Here is a 16,898-nt window from a genome sequence, read left to right as displayed (position 1 = left end):
GCAAAGCTTCGCGCTCTTTATTTATTCTCTAGTCCAATATTCTAACCATACTAATAGTAGTACTTCATAAGGATTGTGCCTAGTTGTATTTTCTGACTCTACACACACCACGCAATGTAATTGCTTTAAAGAATTTGCACATAACCATATGATTTATATATAAATAATTCAATAATCCTTTAATAACTAGTAATTTAAAGTTCAACCCCAATGTATACAATTGTATACATGAACCCCTAATAAATCAAAGGGTATCAAATTAAAAATACAGTTGTATACATAAATAATACTATTGTATACTTATATTGATTCAATAAATGAGCCCCTGTATGAAAGAAAATGATGTTATTACCTTGCGTATTTCAGAATATGAGCGAGAGTACTTAAATAAAATTGCACATCAATTTGATTTACAAAAGCGTGGCTCATCAGACATTTCGCCTGCAAAAGCATTAAAATTTCTTTTAGAATTTTGCTTACATAATGAGATTTCACCACAGAGAAAAAATGAAAATCCATTACAAGATATAAGAAAAATGATTGAACAAATTCATGCATCCATACCCCATTTGATGTATCACAATCATTATCAAAGTTTAGTGATTTCATCCAAAATTAATGACGATTCTTTGAAAGAAATAAAGCAAAAAACCATCGAATATTTAAACGATAACTTCTCGGGATTTCAAAATAACTCTTACAAAGAAGTTCGATTTAAAATGAACGGAATAGGCCTTAAAACAGTACCTATAGAAGAAGGTGTGTCGTTATGGAAATAACTATTGATATTGGCGCAGATACGCGACATTCGTTGAATAAAATAGCAAAAATGAATAGTACTGAATTAAACGTAACTGCAGCAGAAATGCTGTCATTTGGTGCACGTATTTATCTACAATCTTTAGAAAAAAAGACAGATGAATCGACTCAATTACTACTCGAAAACAGTGTTCGTTCAGTACAAATTATTACTGAAGTTTTATACAGCGTATACAACAAGGAATTGTCAAAAATTGGGGCTTATGATGCAGAAACCGCATTAGCAATGATTGAACGAATGCTTCCAAATTTATTAAAGAGTATTTCTTAAATCTCACGCTCCATTTCTCGATTAGGCAGTGGTTTATTAAAAGTACGATTACATTCTACAAACTCCCTCTGATGCACACGCTCTTTAATTCCATTAATTAACCCTTGATTGAGCCGTATAAACTCATTGTCATTTTGTGTATTTAGTTTGCGATCGTGCTTTATCAACGACTGGATATTCTTGTCTTGATTGATTTTTTTGAGCTCTAGTTCTTTGTTTTCTAAAGCACATTGTTTTTTAAATTCATCTAAGCTCATGAGCCGGCTTAATTGTTTTTTAAGCTCCTCCCTTCCTTCTTTAACAAGCACATCATTTAAATCGGTATTTTCTTTTTTAGGGATCATAAGGGATACCTGGATACCATAGTCATGTAATTTTTCAGCGGCTTTTATAATCGTATTAGTTTGTTCATTTTTTGCATATTTATAGGTATCTTTTCCATCATTATCCAGACAAATAACCACATGTTTAGGACTATCTTTTGGATCAATATTTGAAAAATTGGCTTTCCCCAAGACAGCATAGACACGCGCATGTTCATTGGCTTGAAGGATGCTTAATCCTGTCTCTACACCTTCGGTAAAATACGCAATATCGCCTTTGCCTTGATGATTTAAATTGACAAAATAATTATTGATTAAGCCAAATGTTTGTTTTACAGAATCACATGACTTATCTTTATTAGCAGAATTAGGATCTAATTTGGTGATCTGAACATGGTGTATATTGCCCTGCTCGTCTTTACTAAACGCCAATAGCGCGGGAACATGCTTTTGCCCATCCTGAGTCTTGGTGTATACAGAACGACAAAACCGTAAATCTGCATGCTCATAATGAGCCAGTCCACGATGAATAATTAAGTACTTTTCGGCGATGGTGCCTCGAATAGGTTGTGATTGTTGAAATAACCTTTGAGCCAGTTGACGTTTCCCTTCTTTGACTTCCCTCTCTTTTTTCTCATCCAATTTTTGCGGTACTTTACGTTCGTATTCAGGAATATAATGAATGTATTGCGCTGCATGCTCTAGGGTTTCCTTAAAATCGGACAAACCCTTCTCACGTTCAATAAGATGAAATAAATTACCCGACTCCCCTGTCTCAAAATGATGCCAAAGGCCTGAATCAAGATCAATTTTCAAGCTTCCTTTGGCTCCATATCGATATTCAAATTGGGTTGATAATCGATAATTCGGCTCTCCTAAAAGGCTTTTTACTAAAGAATCAGATACGTTCAATAATCCTTTATACAGTTCATCCGCGTTAATAGACGGCTTTTGAAAGGACTCATATTTTTTTACGGGTCGAGAATCGTTTCGCTGTGCCCTAGCTTCATCCAAAATGGGTTCTTGAGCACGATCCATGAGCTGCGTACTGATTCGTTGCTGTTTCTGTTGCTTCAAGTGGTAAGCCTCTTCAGTCAATACAGCAGAGGTTTTATCTGCATCACGTTGTTTTAAGGGATCCTCAAGTCTATTGACCAACCCTTCAAAATTATCGGTATAAAAGGTTGCTTGATGACTGGCGCGAGTTGCATCAATTTCATGAGATCGGTGGGTGGTTACCACAAGTCGATCTTCCAATTCCAAGGCAATCATGAACTTGGATGTAGCGCCCTGGCTAGAATAGGCTGTATTTGTATAAGCGTAATCCCAATGAAGATCTGCTTGTTCCTTTAAATTAAGCGTGACCTGATTTTTATGGTTGCTTAAACCTACTGACTCACCAAAAACCTGTGTGACCGTATATTCTTCATTGGCAATAATGCCGCGAGCATCATCATTTCGTTTTAATCGAATCCGATCCCCTGAGGCTAAAGGCCGTTCGTGCAATTTGTAAAAGGAAGGCATTGTTTTGGGTAAAATAGAAGCACTGATTGTAAACGCAACCTGCGACTCATCAACACAGAACAATTTATTTGATTCACTATCAATGGCTTTGATAGTGAAATACTCATCCTTTTTAGCCACTGAATAGTTTTTACCAAACCGAATGACATCACCTGGTTCAAAAGAATGCGCCTTTACTTGGTCCGCTTGATCCAGGCTGATTGGAAATAAGCGCTTACACAGTACATCTTGACTGTGTAATTGATGTTGTTTGCGCAAACCATCACGGAGTAACACTTCAATGGGTGTTCTGTCCTCATGAGCATGGGCAACTATTAGTGTATTTTTTTGACACTCAGGGGTTCGGCTGAGAAAATCGTCAGCGATAGCGCGATAAATGGATGTGTAGTCCTTTTTTCCTTCCTCATCAATACAATTAATTTCAACCAGTGATGAATGGTTCAATCCATGTATCGGTGTTTTTCGCTGTACATACTCTTCCGGAGCGATGTTTTTTATGAGCTCAAAAGCCTGACCAATTTCTCTACGTGATGCAAACTCTGCTGCTTTTTTTAATTCAGGATTCGGATTTTGGCGCACAATTTCCGTCATAAACGCTGTTTTTTGCGATTGGCTTTTGATGGTAAGCTCATGAGGAATCCCTGAAGCCAGCGATTGCAACTGTGTAATATCCCCTGTAAATACCATACGAGATTGGGTGTCAATGCACTTTTGCTGCAAAGCATGGTACTTCTCATTATCAATCATGGAACTTTCATCCACAATGACTAAGTGATTAGCACCTAACCCACCGTCATTGCGTAAAAAACTATCCACGGTCTGCGCCTTGATGCCATTCACATTAAGCTCTTCTACAGCCTTATGCGTCGGTGCAACTCCAAGGACTTGAAACTGATTGCTTTGCGCAATGTCTTTCACATGCCGCATCATCGTGGTCTTGCCCACACCAGCAAGCCCTTGAATGGATACAAAGCGGTCGGAGGTACTCACCACCAATGTGATGGCATCTTTTTGCCCCTGCGTTAGGGTTTCAGGTAAAGATAGTAGCTTTTGTACAGACGGCTCAATAGGCTGTACCGTATTTTGCTCTTGGTAATTAGCCTTAAGTATCGCCGCTTCAATGTGTAACGCTTCTTTAGTCGTCCAATAGGTATCCAAATACACCAAAGAATCGGCCATTCTCGCTTTCAGTAATGGGGCAATGTCTTCGAAATCTGCTTCTCCTAATGCATGCATTAACGCATGGGTCATTAAATCACTGTGTTTAAAGGCTGCATTGCGTTCGGTGCATTTAGCAAGCGCATACGTGAGCGCTGTAGCTGCAATGCCCTCTTTGTCTTCTGATTTAAGCTCAAGATGGTGACTTAACAAGTTGATTTCTCGTGCCAAAGCCTTATTGGCATAGGCTATATCACGGTAGACTAAATCGGGCTTTTTTTGTTGCACCTCATAGGCAGTCCATTTCAATTGCTCACGCTCTAAAAAACGCTGCGCCTTTGGTTCGTCATCCGTAAATAAGAGTACCTGTTGCGCGTTTTCACCAATTTCTCCGATGAGGTTACGATTGAGCTGGTACGGTTTTGCCGCCACAAGCACTTGAGTGGTTTCTGGTTTTATCTCATGCGGTTTTTTACAATAATCATAATTAAAATGGTGTTCGGACAGCACTTTATTAGTCAAAAATATGGTGTTGGACTCATGGCGTACATAAATGCCTTCTTCAGTAATTTTTGACACAACAAAGGAACTTTTGGGCGCATATTTAACGCGCTGATGGTATAAAGACTGTTCATTGATTAACCGCTCCCCAACAGCGACTTCCAATATTTTTTCTCGTGAGACACGATAGTCTTCTTTGGTATCATAAGCAAACAAGCTTGTCTTGCCCTGGGCATTTTCTAACTGCAGCCCATTGGCATCAACACCACATACCTTATAATGTTTCGGTGCTCGCCCTTCGTTATAAAACGTAATGTTATCGCCCACTTTATAAGAGTGGGCGTATCCTTTTTCCATTTGAGTTAAGGAAACTGTCGCAAGAACCGCTACCTTTTTCACTTGCCTGGATAACTGCCCTTGCTGCACCAGCCCTTCTCGTATCTGGCGCGTTATGGCCTCTTTTTGTTTGCTATTCAAAACAACCAGCGCACTTTTTTGTTGCTGTTCTGGCGACAACTGAAGCCAAGCGGCACTCATGGATTCATTGACTTGTTTCCCAACTGAGAGCTTCAGTTCTCCTTTAATAGGAGTTGTTAACGATTGATACGAATGAATGCCCTGCTCTTTTAAAACCTTAATGGGATTTCCTGCACTAAAACCCAAGGTTCCTGCCGCGTTATTCAATAAAATGAGTTTACTTTGACTTGCTTGAGTAATATCGCTTAACGCAGATAAATCATCAAAAGAAAGTTTTTGCGCATCATGAACAATCACTAAATCTTGCTTTGCTTTCGTAAACGGTGACGTTTTGATGCGTTTTCCATAATGATATTGAAACCCAGATACCGTATGCACAATATCGTCTTTAAACAAATTTTTAATCCTGGAAATGAATCCTGTATCTAAATGTTTGATGTCTGGTCGAAGTTGCTGTGTTTTTAGGCTACCAGGATGCAACACATAGGAATTGAGTTGGTTGGCTTCTGCAAGATGCACCATGTCTTGAATCAGCTCTTTCTCGCACCGAAAACCGGCTACATCAATGATTTGAATGCGCTCGTCATTTTTAAATACCGAAGAGCTGAGCCCTTGATTAGGCACTTTAATCGAAAAACTTGCTTTTAATTCGTTGGTGGTTTTTGTAATAAAATTCCTTTCGCGGGCAAGAAGAGACGCCGTTGTATAATACTCCAGGGATTTCCCCTGGATAGTCTCTGTAGATAGCAGAGATTCAATTTCCTGTTCAATGTCCTCATGCCCCACAAGACCTGCTGAAAAAGTCATAGCCTGGCGCACCAAAGCCCCATGCTGGATTTGAGTGGAATATTCTGACAAATGAACCAGTGCATCATTCACGGCCTTTTGCGCATCAGGGCTTAAAGGAGTAATGTGCGTGTTTTTAACCGCTCCTCGTCCAATATTTAATTTGGAGTCCTGGATTATCCCCCTCAAATCAATACCAAGCTCTTTAATTTCTTCTACCCACTGTTGATGCAGTGCTTGGCTGTCTATTTCCATTTTTGGGTTGCGCGTCGATAAATTAGATTTCTCGGCAGCCTTTGCACTGTTTGTGCCGCGTTCCTTCATATCATCAAGAATCTGTACACGCCTTTTGGATGTAGCAGTAATAGCTTCATCACTAAAACCTACCACTTCAAAATTACCGTACCTGTCTTTAATGCGAATATCATAGCCCAGCTCCTTAACTTTTTTCGCTAAAGAGGACATGTACACCAATCCCAAATAATGCTGATTGGAATAAATTAATTCACGAAAACCATGATCCAGATGTTCTTTATCATTTTTTGCTCGCGAGGATAAAGAACGCCATAATCCATCCGAACGTTCGGTCATGTTGAGTATGGGTACATGCGTGTGCAAATCAGGATCTAATTCACGTGACGTTGTATGGACAAACATAGCTGCTACTAAATTACGGGTTTTTTCAAAGGTGGTTTCACCATTAAATGTAATGCGTGCTTCTGCGGCGAGTTGTTCAATGCGACCAAAGGTAATGTTCACAGATTCTTGATGGGCTTGAAGCAAGCGCTCGTCCTGTCCCACCAAGGCTAAAATGGATACGGACTTAGGTGCAGATAAAGTCACATCGGTTCCAGGACGATGCTGACGCTCGCCCTTATCGATAATACCCAGTAATTGCCCACTGGGTAATTGTCCGTCTAGTAATTGCAGAAATTGCGACGGCTCAATTTGGCCGGACAACTGTAACTTTTGTGCGCCATTGCCTATCCATCGTGAAAGACTATTAAGCGAATCCCGATCGCTTAAATAATAATTATCTTGATCAGTGTAATAATGCACCGCGTCTTTGGCTGTACTTATTTTATTTAAGGTCAGCATCATACCTCCCTGGATGACTTAAAAAATTTCTTTTATAACAATGGACGCCTCACGCAATTCAATCGTATCGGTGTCGTTTTTATTCGCTGCAGATTGATCTTTGGGTTCCGCATATGGTGATTCAGGAGGCACTAAATCCTTATCTGATACCTCATGCGCCAGTGTTTCAAATTGATGGATTTTTTTAACGTCATCATTTCTTTGAGGATTATTTTGAACCATCAATGCACGGTGATTTACTTTTTCCAATGCATCAAAATTGATAGTTCGCTCAATAAGAGGTACGCAAATTTCTTTACGCTCAATGTATTGGTTTTTCAAACGGGTAATGGGATGATTGCCTACCAACCGAACATAGCACTCCATATCATCAAGAGTCATAATATCGCCCTCTTCGACCGTATTTCGCTTGGTACGTTGCGAGCCCACCGTATTCCCATCACGAACAGAATCAGGACCATAAGACTGACTTTCTTTCATCTCATTAATCACTTGTGGGCCTAAGTCTTCGGAAACCCACTTAGCGACTTTCGATTTTGGACTCCTAAAATAAATGGAAGTATTGAGTAGATCCGCAATGGCTCCGGCTTCATGGGTTCCATAAATAAAATCTAATTGCGCAATGGATTGAATGCCGATGGCAACACACCCACCAAATTTACGAATGTCTGCCAGAGTGTCTGAAATGGTTTCTAAACGATGCAGGCTCGCTAATTCATCCATGACAAGCCATATACGCCCTTTATTATTAGCCACCAAGGATTGCACTCCTTGCATAGCAAGTCCTAACCATAAAGAGATTAAAGGCTTTATTTCTTTATGGTATTTGGAGCGTGACGTAATAAATAACCACCCTTTATTGTACTTTTTAGGATCGGCTGTATTTTCAATCCACTCTTTAATCGAAAAATCTTCTTTACCCGACTTTTCAAGTCCCTCAAGAAAGCGCAGCGCCTTTGTGTACGTAGCCAGAACCGATTTGATGGAAATGGCCGTTTTTTCAATTTCCTTACTCACCAGATTTTCAGATTCAGTCCCTTTGAGAATATTCCTGATTTCCTCCAAGGAAGTAGTAAGTAATAATTGAAGAAGAAACACGGGATCTTTTTCTGCATAATCCCTGATTTTCCATGCCATCGAGGTGAAAATGGTTCTTGCTGAGTCTACCCAAAACGGATCGCTGCCTTGAACTGATTTAGGAATTAAATAGGTGGCAAACGAACCAAACTCCAACGGATTAGCACATTCTCGCCACATTTTCCAATTGGCGCATAATTTTGAAACGGGATTAAGTTCCACATCAATGCGCTCATCAAAGAAATAAGGTTTAATGGTGCATTCTTTATCATAAATGATTGCCGGTTCGCCCAGTGCCCTAATTTGCTCCAAAAGCATCATCATGGCTTGGGTTTTTCCAGCACCTGTTGTGCCGTGAAACAACATCCCTTGCTTTTCAGAATACTTAGGCATAGGTAAGCGATTCAACAGTTTAATTTCTGAAGCACCACGTTGTGATTCGTTGACTGATTTGATGGTTTCTTTAGGCGAGTCAGCCAAGCGCGTACCGGAAACAAACTGATCTTTGGTGTATTTTTCACCTAATTTAATAAAGAAGCGAGAAAATAACAGCGTAATCAACAGATACACCGCCCCACCAAAAATCAAAGAAATTTGCGATTTTCGCCAAAGAGCCTCTTGAGCCAGATGTACAGAGGCTTGAATAAGAGGGCTTTTTTGATAAAAAAGCGCTGTGATTTTACTCCCATTGAGGTTAGTCCATAACACATACTCCCCATTATGGAATTTCACGAGAAACCGTGAAATGTGGTGAAGCGCCACCAGTTTTAATTCAGAAGAGGCATAAAACACCATAATCAGCGAAAAAAGCACGACAAAACCTAAGACAGCCCAGTGAAAAATACGGTTACTCACCTGAATCATCATTTTGGTTTTATAATCAAAAATCTGTCCGCCACTCATAAATTGCCACATATTTTGCAAGGAGCTTTGTTTCATGATTCTAAATCCGCCCTACTAAGTACACGTGTTTGCTTATTCATAACGCCCTTCCTTGTACCAACGATCATTGTCCACATAATCCTGTTTTTGTTGTGCTTGCCGATGTGCTAAGTCCGCTTCAGATGTCTTAATCTCCTGTTTTGTACTGCTCTCTTGGTGTTGGTAGGCTTTCGATAAATCTTCTCGATTATCCATACGCAGATCGTGCGCTTGCTGGATGGTGTTGTCTTGCACCTGGCTTAAATGCCGCTCTAGCGATTTATTTAAAACGCCTCCAGAACCCTCCTGATGGGCTTGTTTGATGAGTGCTTTTTGATGGGTATTCATCGAAGCACGTTGCGCTTCAAATTGGTTTTTCACCTGCTCAGGTGATGAGTGCATCATACGGCTTACTTGCTCTTTGACTGCCGATTGTCCTTGGGAAGAGCTCATAAATTGATCGGCCAATTGTTGTTGTGCGCTCAAACTTGAAGTATCGGTTCCCATCAATGCTTTTTCTACCTGGACCCCATGATGCTGCACCGCCCAATCATGAAACGCCTGATCCAATACTCTATCCATACCGTCGGAGTGTTCTTTCACACGATTAGCCATGTGCTGATAATGTTCACCCTTACTGTATTCAGCTGAGGCCATATCCGATAAAGCATGTCCTTGGGATAGGTTGGCTGCGATTTGTTCGGATTTTGACAAATTAAACGAATCATTGGCATCCAAATGGTGCGTCTTGGCTGTAGACTCCATGTGGCTCCATGCGCTAGAGAATGATTGACCTTCACTGGAGTTAAAAAAGGCTTGCACCGAGTTAGAGGCAGACAAGCCTGTTTTCAAACTCGTGCTCGCTTCTCCAGAAATGCCCGTGACCGCATGGGTAAACGATCCAAATACCCCTCTGCGTGTATCAATTCTGGCCGAAACCGCCGCATCCCAAGACACCTGCCCAGATTTGTCATGATGTTGATTGTATTGGTTAACCGCATCGTGCATTTGACGAATATCTTGATTCAAAGCGTTACTGAGAGTTCTATTAATCCCCGTTCCTTCGCGCACCTCGCTGGCATCGCTTTCATTAAATTGAGAAAGCCCACTCAAGGCTTGCTGGTAATGAGAATCAGCACTGGTTCGATGCGACTGGGCATTTTGGAAAGATTGGCTTGCACTGTCTTGTAATGAGGAGCTGATTCTGTCGGATGCGTGTAATCGCGTTGCCATCTGACTCATCGCAGACTGTGCGTTAATCACGCGTGACCCATCCATTCCTTGCGAAAGCAAGGCACCGTTATCCGCTTGAACAGTAGCTCGCCCTTCCATATGCTGATAATTGGTATCCCATTTGTTCGCATGCGTGTTGTTGTAGTTCATGTTCCAACCACTGTAAGAGGCCATCGAAATATTACCTTGTGTGACTGATTGCGCTTCTCCTGTCGATAACGATTGCGCCATGCCTCCCAGATGTTGAGACGCAGCACTTAATAAATTAGGTAAGCCTTTGGCAATAAACAGGGAAATCACGGGCACACTAATAGCCAAGCCCCCTGCCGTATACGCAAAGCTACTTTGAATACTGGCGATGGAATCAATGGTTGAAAAAGTGACCCCACCATTTTTAGAACCAAATAAAGTTAGTGTGGTAGAGGACGCTAACGACACAAAAAAATGAATAATGATAAACATCGGAGGCCAAGACCATAAAAACACTTGGGTTTGCATGTAGATCATGTATACCCCATGCATGGCGGGCACCAGCGCTAATAACATCACTAAAGGGAAAATACACAGTGTCAGCATCCAAAAGACGGTCATATAATAAGGAAGCCGATATCCAGCAAGCCAAAAACTATTCGCTTCAGCCACATGCATTTTTTGCAGACTGGAGCTGTTGGTATAATTCATCAGCTCCGCATCCGCACCAGCAAAAGCAAAGGCATCAAGGGCTGATTCTCGGGTGGCATTGATTAAAATATTTTGCGTAAGGACATTGGCCGCATCTTTGGACACGTTCATAAAGTAGGAATGGGCGGCCGCCAAACCATCACTAAACTTTTCTTTATCACCCTTGGTCATAATATTCGATAAATGAACGAGTTGTTTTTCTATTCCCTCATTAAGTTGTGGTTTTAAACGTGCTGCTGCCTCAATACAGCTCAAATTAGTACCATCATGAAATAGGACACGATAAATGGGGGATGGATGCTCAAAATAAAGGCGAATTAAATCGGAGCTGTGCTTCAATTCATGAGGTGATATTTGTTGGCTGCCTAAAAGCTTTGCTGAAAAAATACATTGCCTGATGTAAGTGGATAAATCACGAGAAAGCTCTGGTGACAGAGATAAATCAGAACTAGTCGCAGCCAAAAAAGTGCGCGATCCGAACAACATTCCTGTTCTTGTATAATCTAAATCCTGGGGCATGTGTAATATGTTGCTAGATACTTTAGTAAGCCCATATCCGATACCACTAATTAGTGCCGCAGGCAGCCCAACGCCTAATGGCACATTATCTACGGTTAGTGCAGGTCCCGCCGAATCAGCCGTTTGCATGTCAATGATAGCAACCGGCGTTTTGATGCCTAAAATGCAAAACAAAAAGACAAAAGTACACAAAACATAACGACTAATGGCTTGAATTCTTTTACCACTGACGTATTGAAACCCGACCACTCCTACAGCAAGAATACTCACAATGTCCTGAGCCGATTTGTAAGTTGAGGTGCCAAGCAGCGTCACCATAGCATCCAGCACTGTTTTGAGATACTCGCCATTTTGTGGTGTATAAATGGTTAAAAGACTCATTGTGCGTCTCCATAATAGGCAGTTCTTAAGGTGGGTGTTAAAGCACTTAATGCTTGTTTGACGTTATTGCGGATTAATTCATTCGTCTGTAAAGCCGCATTAAACCGCTCACGACTTTCCGTGCTAAACCGCGCCACAAACTGTTGTGCCGTCTGCAGATTTTTATATAAACGCTCTTCATTGTGAGCGCCGAGTTCTTTTCCTGAGAGCGAAGCGCGAATAATATCGAGGGAATTGGAAAGGTATTGCGCCAATAAATCGGTTGCAACACTTTGAGCCAGCTCATAACTGCCTTGAATACCTGTGTTTTGTTGCGCATTGGCAGAAATAAGATTAAAAACTGCAGGTTGTGTTAACTCAATCAGCCCCTTTTGCTTATCTGATAACTCTTTTCCCATTTTAATGCTGTCATAAATCCCTTGCAGTAATTCTTGGACTTGAGCCACTAAGGCTTTTTTGGCACTGATTTCTTGTGTGCTTGTAGCATCAATGGATAAGCAATGCGACTGTGGCCCTGTATCAGTACAGTGGTAACTAGGTAACTTTCCTCCATACAACAAGACTTTAATAAAATCTTGATTGGTTGCAAGCGATGGGTAAGTCATTAACGCCCCTTTCGCGTTAAAGACAATGGTTCCTGAAATGGACATGTACACTTCGGCTAACTTAGGATCTTGTGCAATAAACTGATTAATTTGTAAGGAGTCCCAAACAATATTGGTGTTAATTAACACACGGTCTTTATATTCAGGATTATTTTTAGCCTCAGCCAATATGGAATCAGCTTCACCACCTGTGGAACATTTCTGACGTGCCATGGCCCAATCCGTAAAGGTTCCTTTGTGGCGACCCAAATCTTCGCAAAGACGCTGTTGTGCCGCCCTATTTCGCGGCCACACCGCAGCACTTAAATTTTCACCCATTTCACAGGAATTAAAATTGGTGCCATTAATTTCATTCGCCAGTTTTTGCATAAACTGCATCGCATGCGCAATTTCAGGAAGCTCGGTTTCTAAGGCCAGGTTTAATGCGTAACCTGCTCCTCCCGATAAGATATTTTGCATGAACTTCACAATCTGATCCGACTTGATGAAGGAAAAACCGCCTGCGAAGAGATCAATACCACCACAACCAGAGCGCATTCCAGGTACATCCACATGCGCAAGACGGATGGTACGTACTTGATTACGGGCATACACCGAACCAAGAGCCGCATAACCCGCTGCTTGAGTTTGATAGGCATGTGAGCCCGTCACATTGGCATCAAACCCCAAATTATTAAAAAAATGGGATAAATCGGATTCTGCGTTCGCAAAGAGCTGACTGGTTCCTAACAACAATAAGGCAGCAACAGTTTTTTTAAACATATTCATCTCGCAAAGTAGTGAATCTATTCATCATGAAATTTCTCCTCCAAATGCGTCATGAGTTCATCCAAGCGGTTTGCAAGTTGTGCAGGCTGTGCCTCACCAAACAACACAGCATACGCTTGGTTCGTAGGACGATTCACGAGGTACAGGGCAGGCACTACGGGCTTGTATTCGCCAGATACATATAAGGTTTGAAACAACTCAGGCGTTAAATTGGCTGAATCAAATCCATCTAAAGACTCGCCATCCAAACTGTAGGCCTCCACAGGAATATGAAAACTGGATGCAAAATCACGAAGTATGGGCGCAAATTGATGGCAATGAGGGCAGGTGGAGCGGTATATAAAAATAAAGTAATGTTGCTCCGACAGCGCATTGATTCTTTTGTTCTTGGTGCGCGTCAATTCCTCTTGCTCTTGTTTTTTATTTAAAAGTTGGGTTAATTCATCCAATGCCACATTTGCAAAAGAATGCGTACTAATAAGGAATAGTAGAATTAAAAAGAATCTTTTTTTCATTCAATCACTCCTTCATAACTAAATCGTTTAAACTGCGTCATCACATCAAAAATGCGCTGTTTCAACTCTTCTAAAGATAAAAACCCATAAGACACAGGCGACATCTTATTGCTCTTTAAATCCACGAAATAAAGCGCAGGCATGTACTTCGCCTCAAGTGCTACTTGTTTTTGAACCGTTTCCAAAGGAATTGATTTAGGATTAGGAAGCCCATCAATGAGTTGGCCATCCGTACTGACTGAAATCATGGAAAAACCATATTCTTTAATAAAGGGCAGTAAATGCACGACCATTTTTTGTGAAATAGAGCTCGTGCCACGATAAAATAAGATAAAACCGAAACGCACACTGCTTTCATGAATAACTTTGTTGATTAATACTTTTTGTGCATCATTACGTACCGCAATCGCTGAGTTATCGGTTGGAAAATTCAGCGTGCTATCCAATTCAGGATGGATCAATAAGACTTGTTGCCAATAGCGCACAAATTGTTGATTATTTTTTGAATAATCCATCTGCGCTTTCATATACTCGTGCGTTGCATTAAAAGATGGCGCAATCAAAGCCTCTGCCAGTTTATTCAGAGTTTCCTTACGTTTATCCATTAAACGCTCATAAGGAGATTTCGCAACCGTTGCAGGTCGTGGCTGTACTATTTTTTTAATCGGTTTGGGCTGTTCTTCAACGCTATACCAATGAAAGCCTTTTGCATGCTCCTGAACAATATCTGCATGAAGCGACGTCCCGACCAACCCCCATACCAACAGCATCAACAGGCGACTCATAATTCACCTGCCTTTTTTTGCATTCTTCGGGTGACTTCATCAATGGACTTTTTAGGATCTTGAGATTTAATCTTTAGATCACCTGCAATCCCTGCCGCTTTATTAGGTATCCCATGACCAAAGGGATAAATAGGTGTTACAAAATCAACCCGCCCCAAATCCATTTTCTGCAGTTCTGCCACACTCATTCCTGCACAGGTTGGATGCTCTGCATCACCCAAACCACGGGCATTCACTTGTGTAAGACGGGCCTCTTGGATAATTCGGGCCATTTTGCTTGGAAAGACACAATAAGAGCGTTTATGTTCTAAACAAACCCCAGCCACTTTTTCACTACAATATTCGCCTAGATAATGAGCCACATAATTTAATTTAGCGCGCCCCAGCGCTTTATCTTCCTCACGACAATGAAGCAAATCAATGTCTTTTCCCCATCCTTTATCATGGCAACAATCAATAAGATCCAAGGGCCATATTTTGCATTGCACGGCTTGTCCGCCAAAAAGAGACGCATTCGGTTGTTGGCTTAATTCATGCCCCGCTTCTCCTACAACTGCTAAAGAAGAAACGCTTTGCCCAAAATCACTGTTTTGAGTTTGGGAATGCTCCGTGCACTCACCATCAGCGCAAAATAAGTCTTTAATGCATTCAATAGGGGCTTCACACACATTTTCCTGGCAACTGTACGTCTGCTTATACAAAGCACAAGTTTGCTCATCAAAACGCGCACATTCTGATGCTGTTTGGAAACACCCTTTGTTTTTCTGTGCGAGGCATTCATCAGCGGCAGCACTGGAACAAGAATACGTCAATTCTTTTGCCCAACACGCACGAGATATGGGAAGACCATCAATTACTTTAGGGGACTGAGTATCCGTGCATTTTTCTTTTTTGATTCGACACAGCGACCCCTTATTTTCAAAGCTCGTACAATGATTATCCCAATACTCTTGACTAATGTAGGGTTTGGAGTGTGCTGTGACCGTCAAAGCAACTTGAATGGGATAGACTCGTCCCCATCCTTTATTAATATAAAAGGTCAATAACCCATTATTCGCACACGTTGGAGTGCCAATTACCTGAACCCAATAAGCATTCGCACCATTATTTCGTATCGAATGAATGGTGACACTCATGCCATCACAAGGATGCTTCATTCGAATGGGATAAGGAACCGAGCCGCCCACAGCATTAGTGATTGCTCCAGTCACCAAATTTACGGTAATCACTCCGGTCCATTTTTTAGCAACATAAAACGAAAAATCAGCGCGTTGCACTACTTTTTCAGAAGCCACCAGGACCTTAAGGTTCTGGGAGCAAGTTTGATCGGGCAATGAACGAGAGCTGAAACATTGTTCTTCATGCGTCTTCATCGTGCAGAGAGGCTTTTGATTCGAGCATTGAATGCGATCATTGGATTGTCCATGCGTAATCGCATAACTTTCAGCCTGAATCAACTGGGATTGAGCCAATACGGAATTGGCTTGATTGAGTTCAAATTTGTTTGTTCCAAAATGATCAATAACGGTTTGAGCACCAGGATCATTTTTAATCGCCGCATTAGCCTGAGTTGATAAATCCGTTTGTTCCTTTTGAACCCCTTGATAATATCCTTCTTGTGCGGGATGCTCTGAATACTTTTCAAAAATCGCTTGAGGTTCAAACCCACGCATAGCCTCTTTGGGTTGGGCATTTAACGATTTAGCATACTTTTTAAAACCGTTAAAATCGGTCCCTGTTTGATTCGCAAAACAACCCATAGAAAGTAGTGCCATCAACACACCCCACTTAAGCATTAGCATTCTCCAAAAGAGCCTGCGCCACCTCATTGGCACTATCACCTTTCTGCGCTATGAGTTGTAAACTGTTTTTTATAGACGCATTGCCATACACCACATCATAAGTCTGTTCAGGACAAAGTAATTGCTGCCCACAAGAGCTAGGCCTTTTACTTACAACCAATGCAGGTACTGCAGTAATATGAAATTGTTCAAACCATAAAGGATCAACCGACACCCCATTAAATGCCCATTTGGATTCTTTTGCCTTAGCATGAAGCTTAGAAAACGCCGTAATGGTTTTTTTAAAATCCCCATCAATCAAACCATTAATCACTACTGGAATTTTATAAGAAGCTGCCTCATCGCTCAGTGAAAACAACAAAGATTCGGGCATGGAAAAAGAAACAAATAATACTGCTCCATCAACAGTTTGGCCTTTTTGAGCAACAGGAGTTCCATCGCGTGATTGCTCAATAATTTGATCAATCAAAGTCTTATTTTGGGCAATGGATTGATTGGATGCTGCATTCCAATGCGCCAACGTATCCTGGCTTACTGAATCGTGTGCTGTCTTCCCTGTTGCCGATGCCTCATTAAGAAAATCATTCACATTGGCATGACTTGCTGTGGCTAAAAACAGGCTACTTAAAAAAACTCCAAATGCATTCATGATTC

At 41.2% G+C, this 16,898-nt stretch carries 10 protein-coding genes; 2 read left to right on the top strand and 8 right to left on the bottom strand.

Annotated features, from left to right (window positions below; all coding sequences use genetic code 11):
* The first annotated feature begins 329 nt into the window (after positions 1-329).
* On the top strand, positions 330-779 hold the full coding sequence (locus ELY20_RS14355) for a hypothetical protein (RefSeq protein ID WP_110143542.1): 450 nt from the start codon (positions 330-332) through the stop codon (positions 777-779).
* Positions 770-1,090 carry a hypothetical protein gene (locus tag ELY20_RS14350; protein WP_110143541.1) on the top strand — a complete coding sequence of 107 codons (321 nt, stop codon included), beginning with the start codon at positions 770-772 and terminating at the stop codon, positions 1,088-1,090. The genes ELY20_RS14355 and ELY20_RS14350 overlap by 10 nt, the downstream gene beginning before the upstream one ends.
* Here ELY20_RS14350 and traI read toward each other — a convergent pair.
* Genes traI through trbC form a run of 8 tightly spaced genes read right to left on the bottom strand, consistent with a single transcriptional unit; the run spans position 1,087 to position 16,893 of the window.
* Positions 1,087-6,957, bottom strand: a complete 5,871-nt coding sequence (traI, locus tag ELY20_RS14345) for a conjugative transfer relaxase/helicase TraI (RefSeq protein WP_110143540.1) — start codon at positions 6,955-6,957, stop codon at positions 1,087-1,089. The genes ELY20_RS14350 and traI overlap by 4 nt on opposite strands.
* 18 nt (positions 6,958-6,975) lie before the next feature.
* The gene (gene traD, locus ELY20_RS14340) at positions 6,976-8,973 is read right to left on the bottom strand and encodes a type IV conjugative transfer system coupling protein TraD (protein WP_110143539.1); all 1,998 of its coding nucleotides are present in this window, start codon (positions 8,971-8,973) and stop codon (positions 6,976-6,978) included.
* A 36-nt stretch (positions 8,974-9,009) separates the two neighbouring features.
* On the bottom strand, positions 9,010-11,769 hold the full coding sequence (locus ELY20_RS14335; RefSeq protein ID WP_110143538.1) for a conjugal transfer protein TraG N-terminal domain-containing protein: 2,760 nt from the start codon (positions 11,767-11,769) through the stop codon (positions 9,010-9,012).
* On the bottom strand, positions 11,766-13,136 hold the full coding sequence (locus ELY20_RS14330; protein ID WP_233590608.1) for a conjugal transfer protein TraH: 1,371 nt from the start codon (positions 13,134-13,136) through the stop codon (positions 11,766-11,768). Before ELY20_RS14330 ends, ELY20_RS14335 begins: the two co-directional genes overlap by 4 nt.
* Positions 13,137-13,159: 23 nt before the next feature.
* On the bottom strand, positions 13,160-13,657 hold the full coding sequence (trbB, locus tag ELY20_RS14325) for a type-F conjugative transfer system pilin assembly thiol-disulfide isomerase TrbB (RefSeq protein ID WP_110143536.1): 498 nt from the start codon (positions 13,655-13,657) through the stop codon (positions 13,160-13,162).
* A complete protein-coding gene (gene traF / locus ELY20_RS14320; protein ID WP_110143535.1) occupies positions 13,654-14,442 on the bottom strand; it encodes a type-F conjugative transfer system pilin assembly protein TraF in 789 nt (262 codons plus the stop codon). Before traF ends, trbB begins: the two co-directional genes overlap by 4 nt.
* On the bottom strand, positions 14,439-16,238 hold the full coding sequence (gene traN / locus ELY20_RS14315) for a type-F conjugative transfer system mating-pair stabilization protein TraN (protein ID WP_110143534.1): 1,800 nt from the start codon (positions 16,236-16,238) through the stop codon (positions 14,439-14,441). Before traN ends, traF begins: the two co-directional genes overlap by 4 nt.
* Positions 16,231-16,893 (bottom strand): type-F conjugative transfer system pilin assembly protein TrbC, encoded by a 663-nt coding sequence (gene trbC, locus ELY20_RS14310; protein ID WP_110143533.1) that lies wholly within the window; start codon positions 16,891-16,893, stop codon positions 16,231-16,233. Before trbC ends, traN begins: the two co-directional genes overlap by 8 nt.
* Between the last annotated feature and the right edge of the window lie 5 nt (positions 16,894-16,898).

The organism is Legionella qingyii, from assembly GCF_003990155.1.
In the GTDB taxonomy this organism is placed as follows: Bacteria; Pseudomonadota; Gammaproteobacteria; order Legionellales; family Legionellaceae; genus Legionella; species Legionella qingyii.
This window is presented reverse-complemented; position numbering and strand designations above follow the sequence as displayed.

What these genes read in the sequence shown, in the direction of transcription:
- ELY20_RS14355 (WP_110143542.1), top strand. Translation starts at nt 330, where the DNA reads ATGAAAGAAAATGATGTTATTACCTTGCGTATTTCAGAATATGAGCGA.
- ELY20_RS14335 (WP_110143538.1), bottom strand. Translation starts at nt 11,769, where the DNA reads ATGAGTCTTTTAACCATTTATACACCACAAAATGGCGAGTATCTCAAA.
- traD (WP_110143539.1), bottom strand. Translation starts at nt 8,973, where the DNA reads ATGAAACAAAGCTCCTTGCAAAATATGTGGCAATTTATGAGTGGCGGA.
- traN (WP_110143534.1), bottom strand. Translation starts at nt 16,238, where the DNA reads ATGCTTAAGTGGGGTGTGTTGATGGCACTACTTTCTATGGGTTGTTTT.
- ELY20_RS14350 (WP_110143541.1), top strand. Translation starts at nt 770, where the DNA reads ATGGAAATAACTATTGATATTGGCGCAGATACGCGACATTCGTTGAAT.
- ELY20_RS14330 (WP_233590608.1), bottom strand. Translation starts at nt 13,136, where the DNA reads ATGTTTAAAAAAACTGTTGCTGCCTTATTGTTGTTAGGAACCAGTCAG.
- trbC (WP_110143533.1), bottom strand. Translation starts at nt 16,893, where the DNA reads ATGAATGCATTTGGAGTTTTTTTAAGTAGCCTGTTTTTAGCCACAGCA.
- traI (WP_110143540.1), bottom strand. Translation starts at nt 6,957, where the DNA reads ATGCTGACCTTAAATAAAATAAGTACAGCCAAAGACGCGGTGCATTAT.
- trbB (WP_110143536.1), bottom strand. Translation starts at nt 13,657, where the DNA reads ATGAAAAAAAGATTCTTTTTAATTCTACTATTCCTTATTAGTACGCAT.
- traF (WP_110143535.1), bottom strand. Translation starts at nt 14,442, where the DNA reads ATGAGTCGCCTGTTGATGCTGTTGGTATGGGGGTTGGTCGGGACGTCG.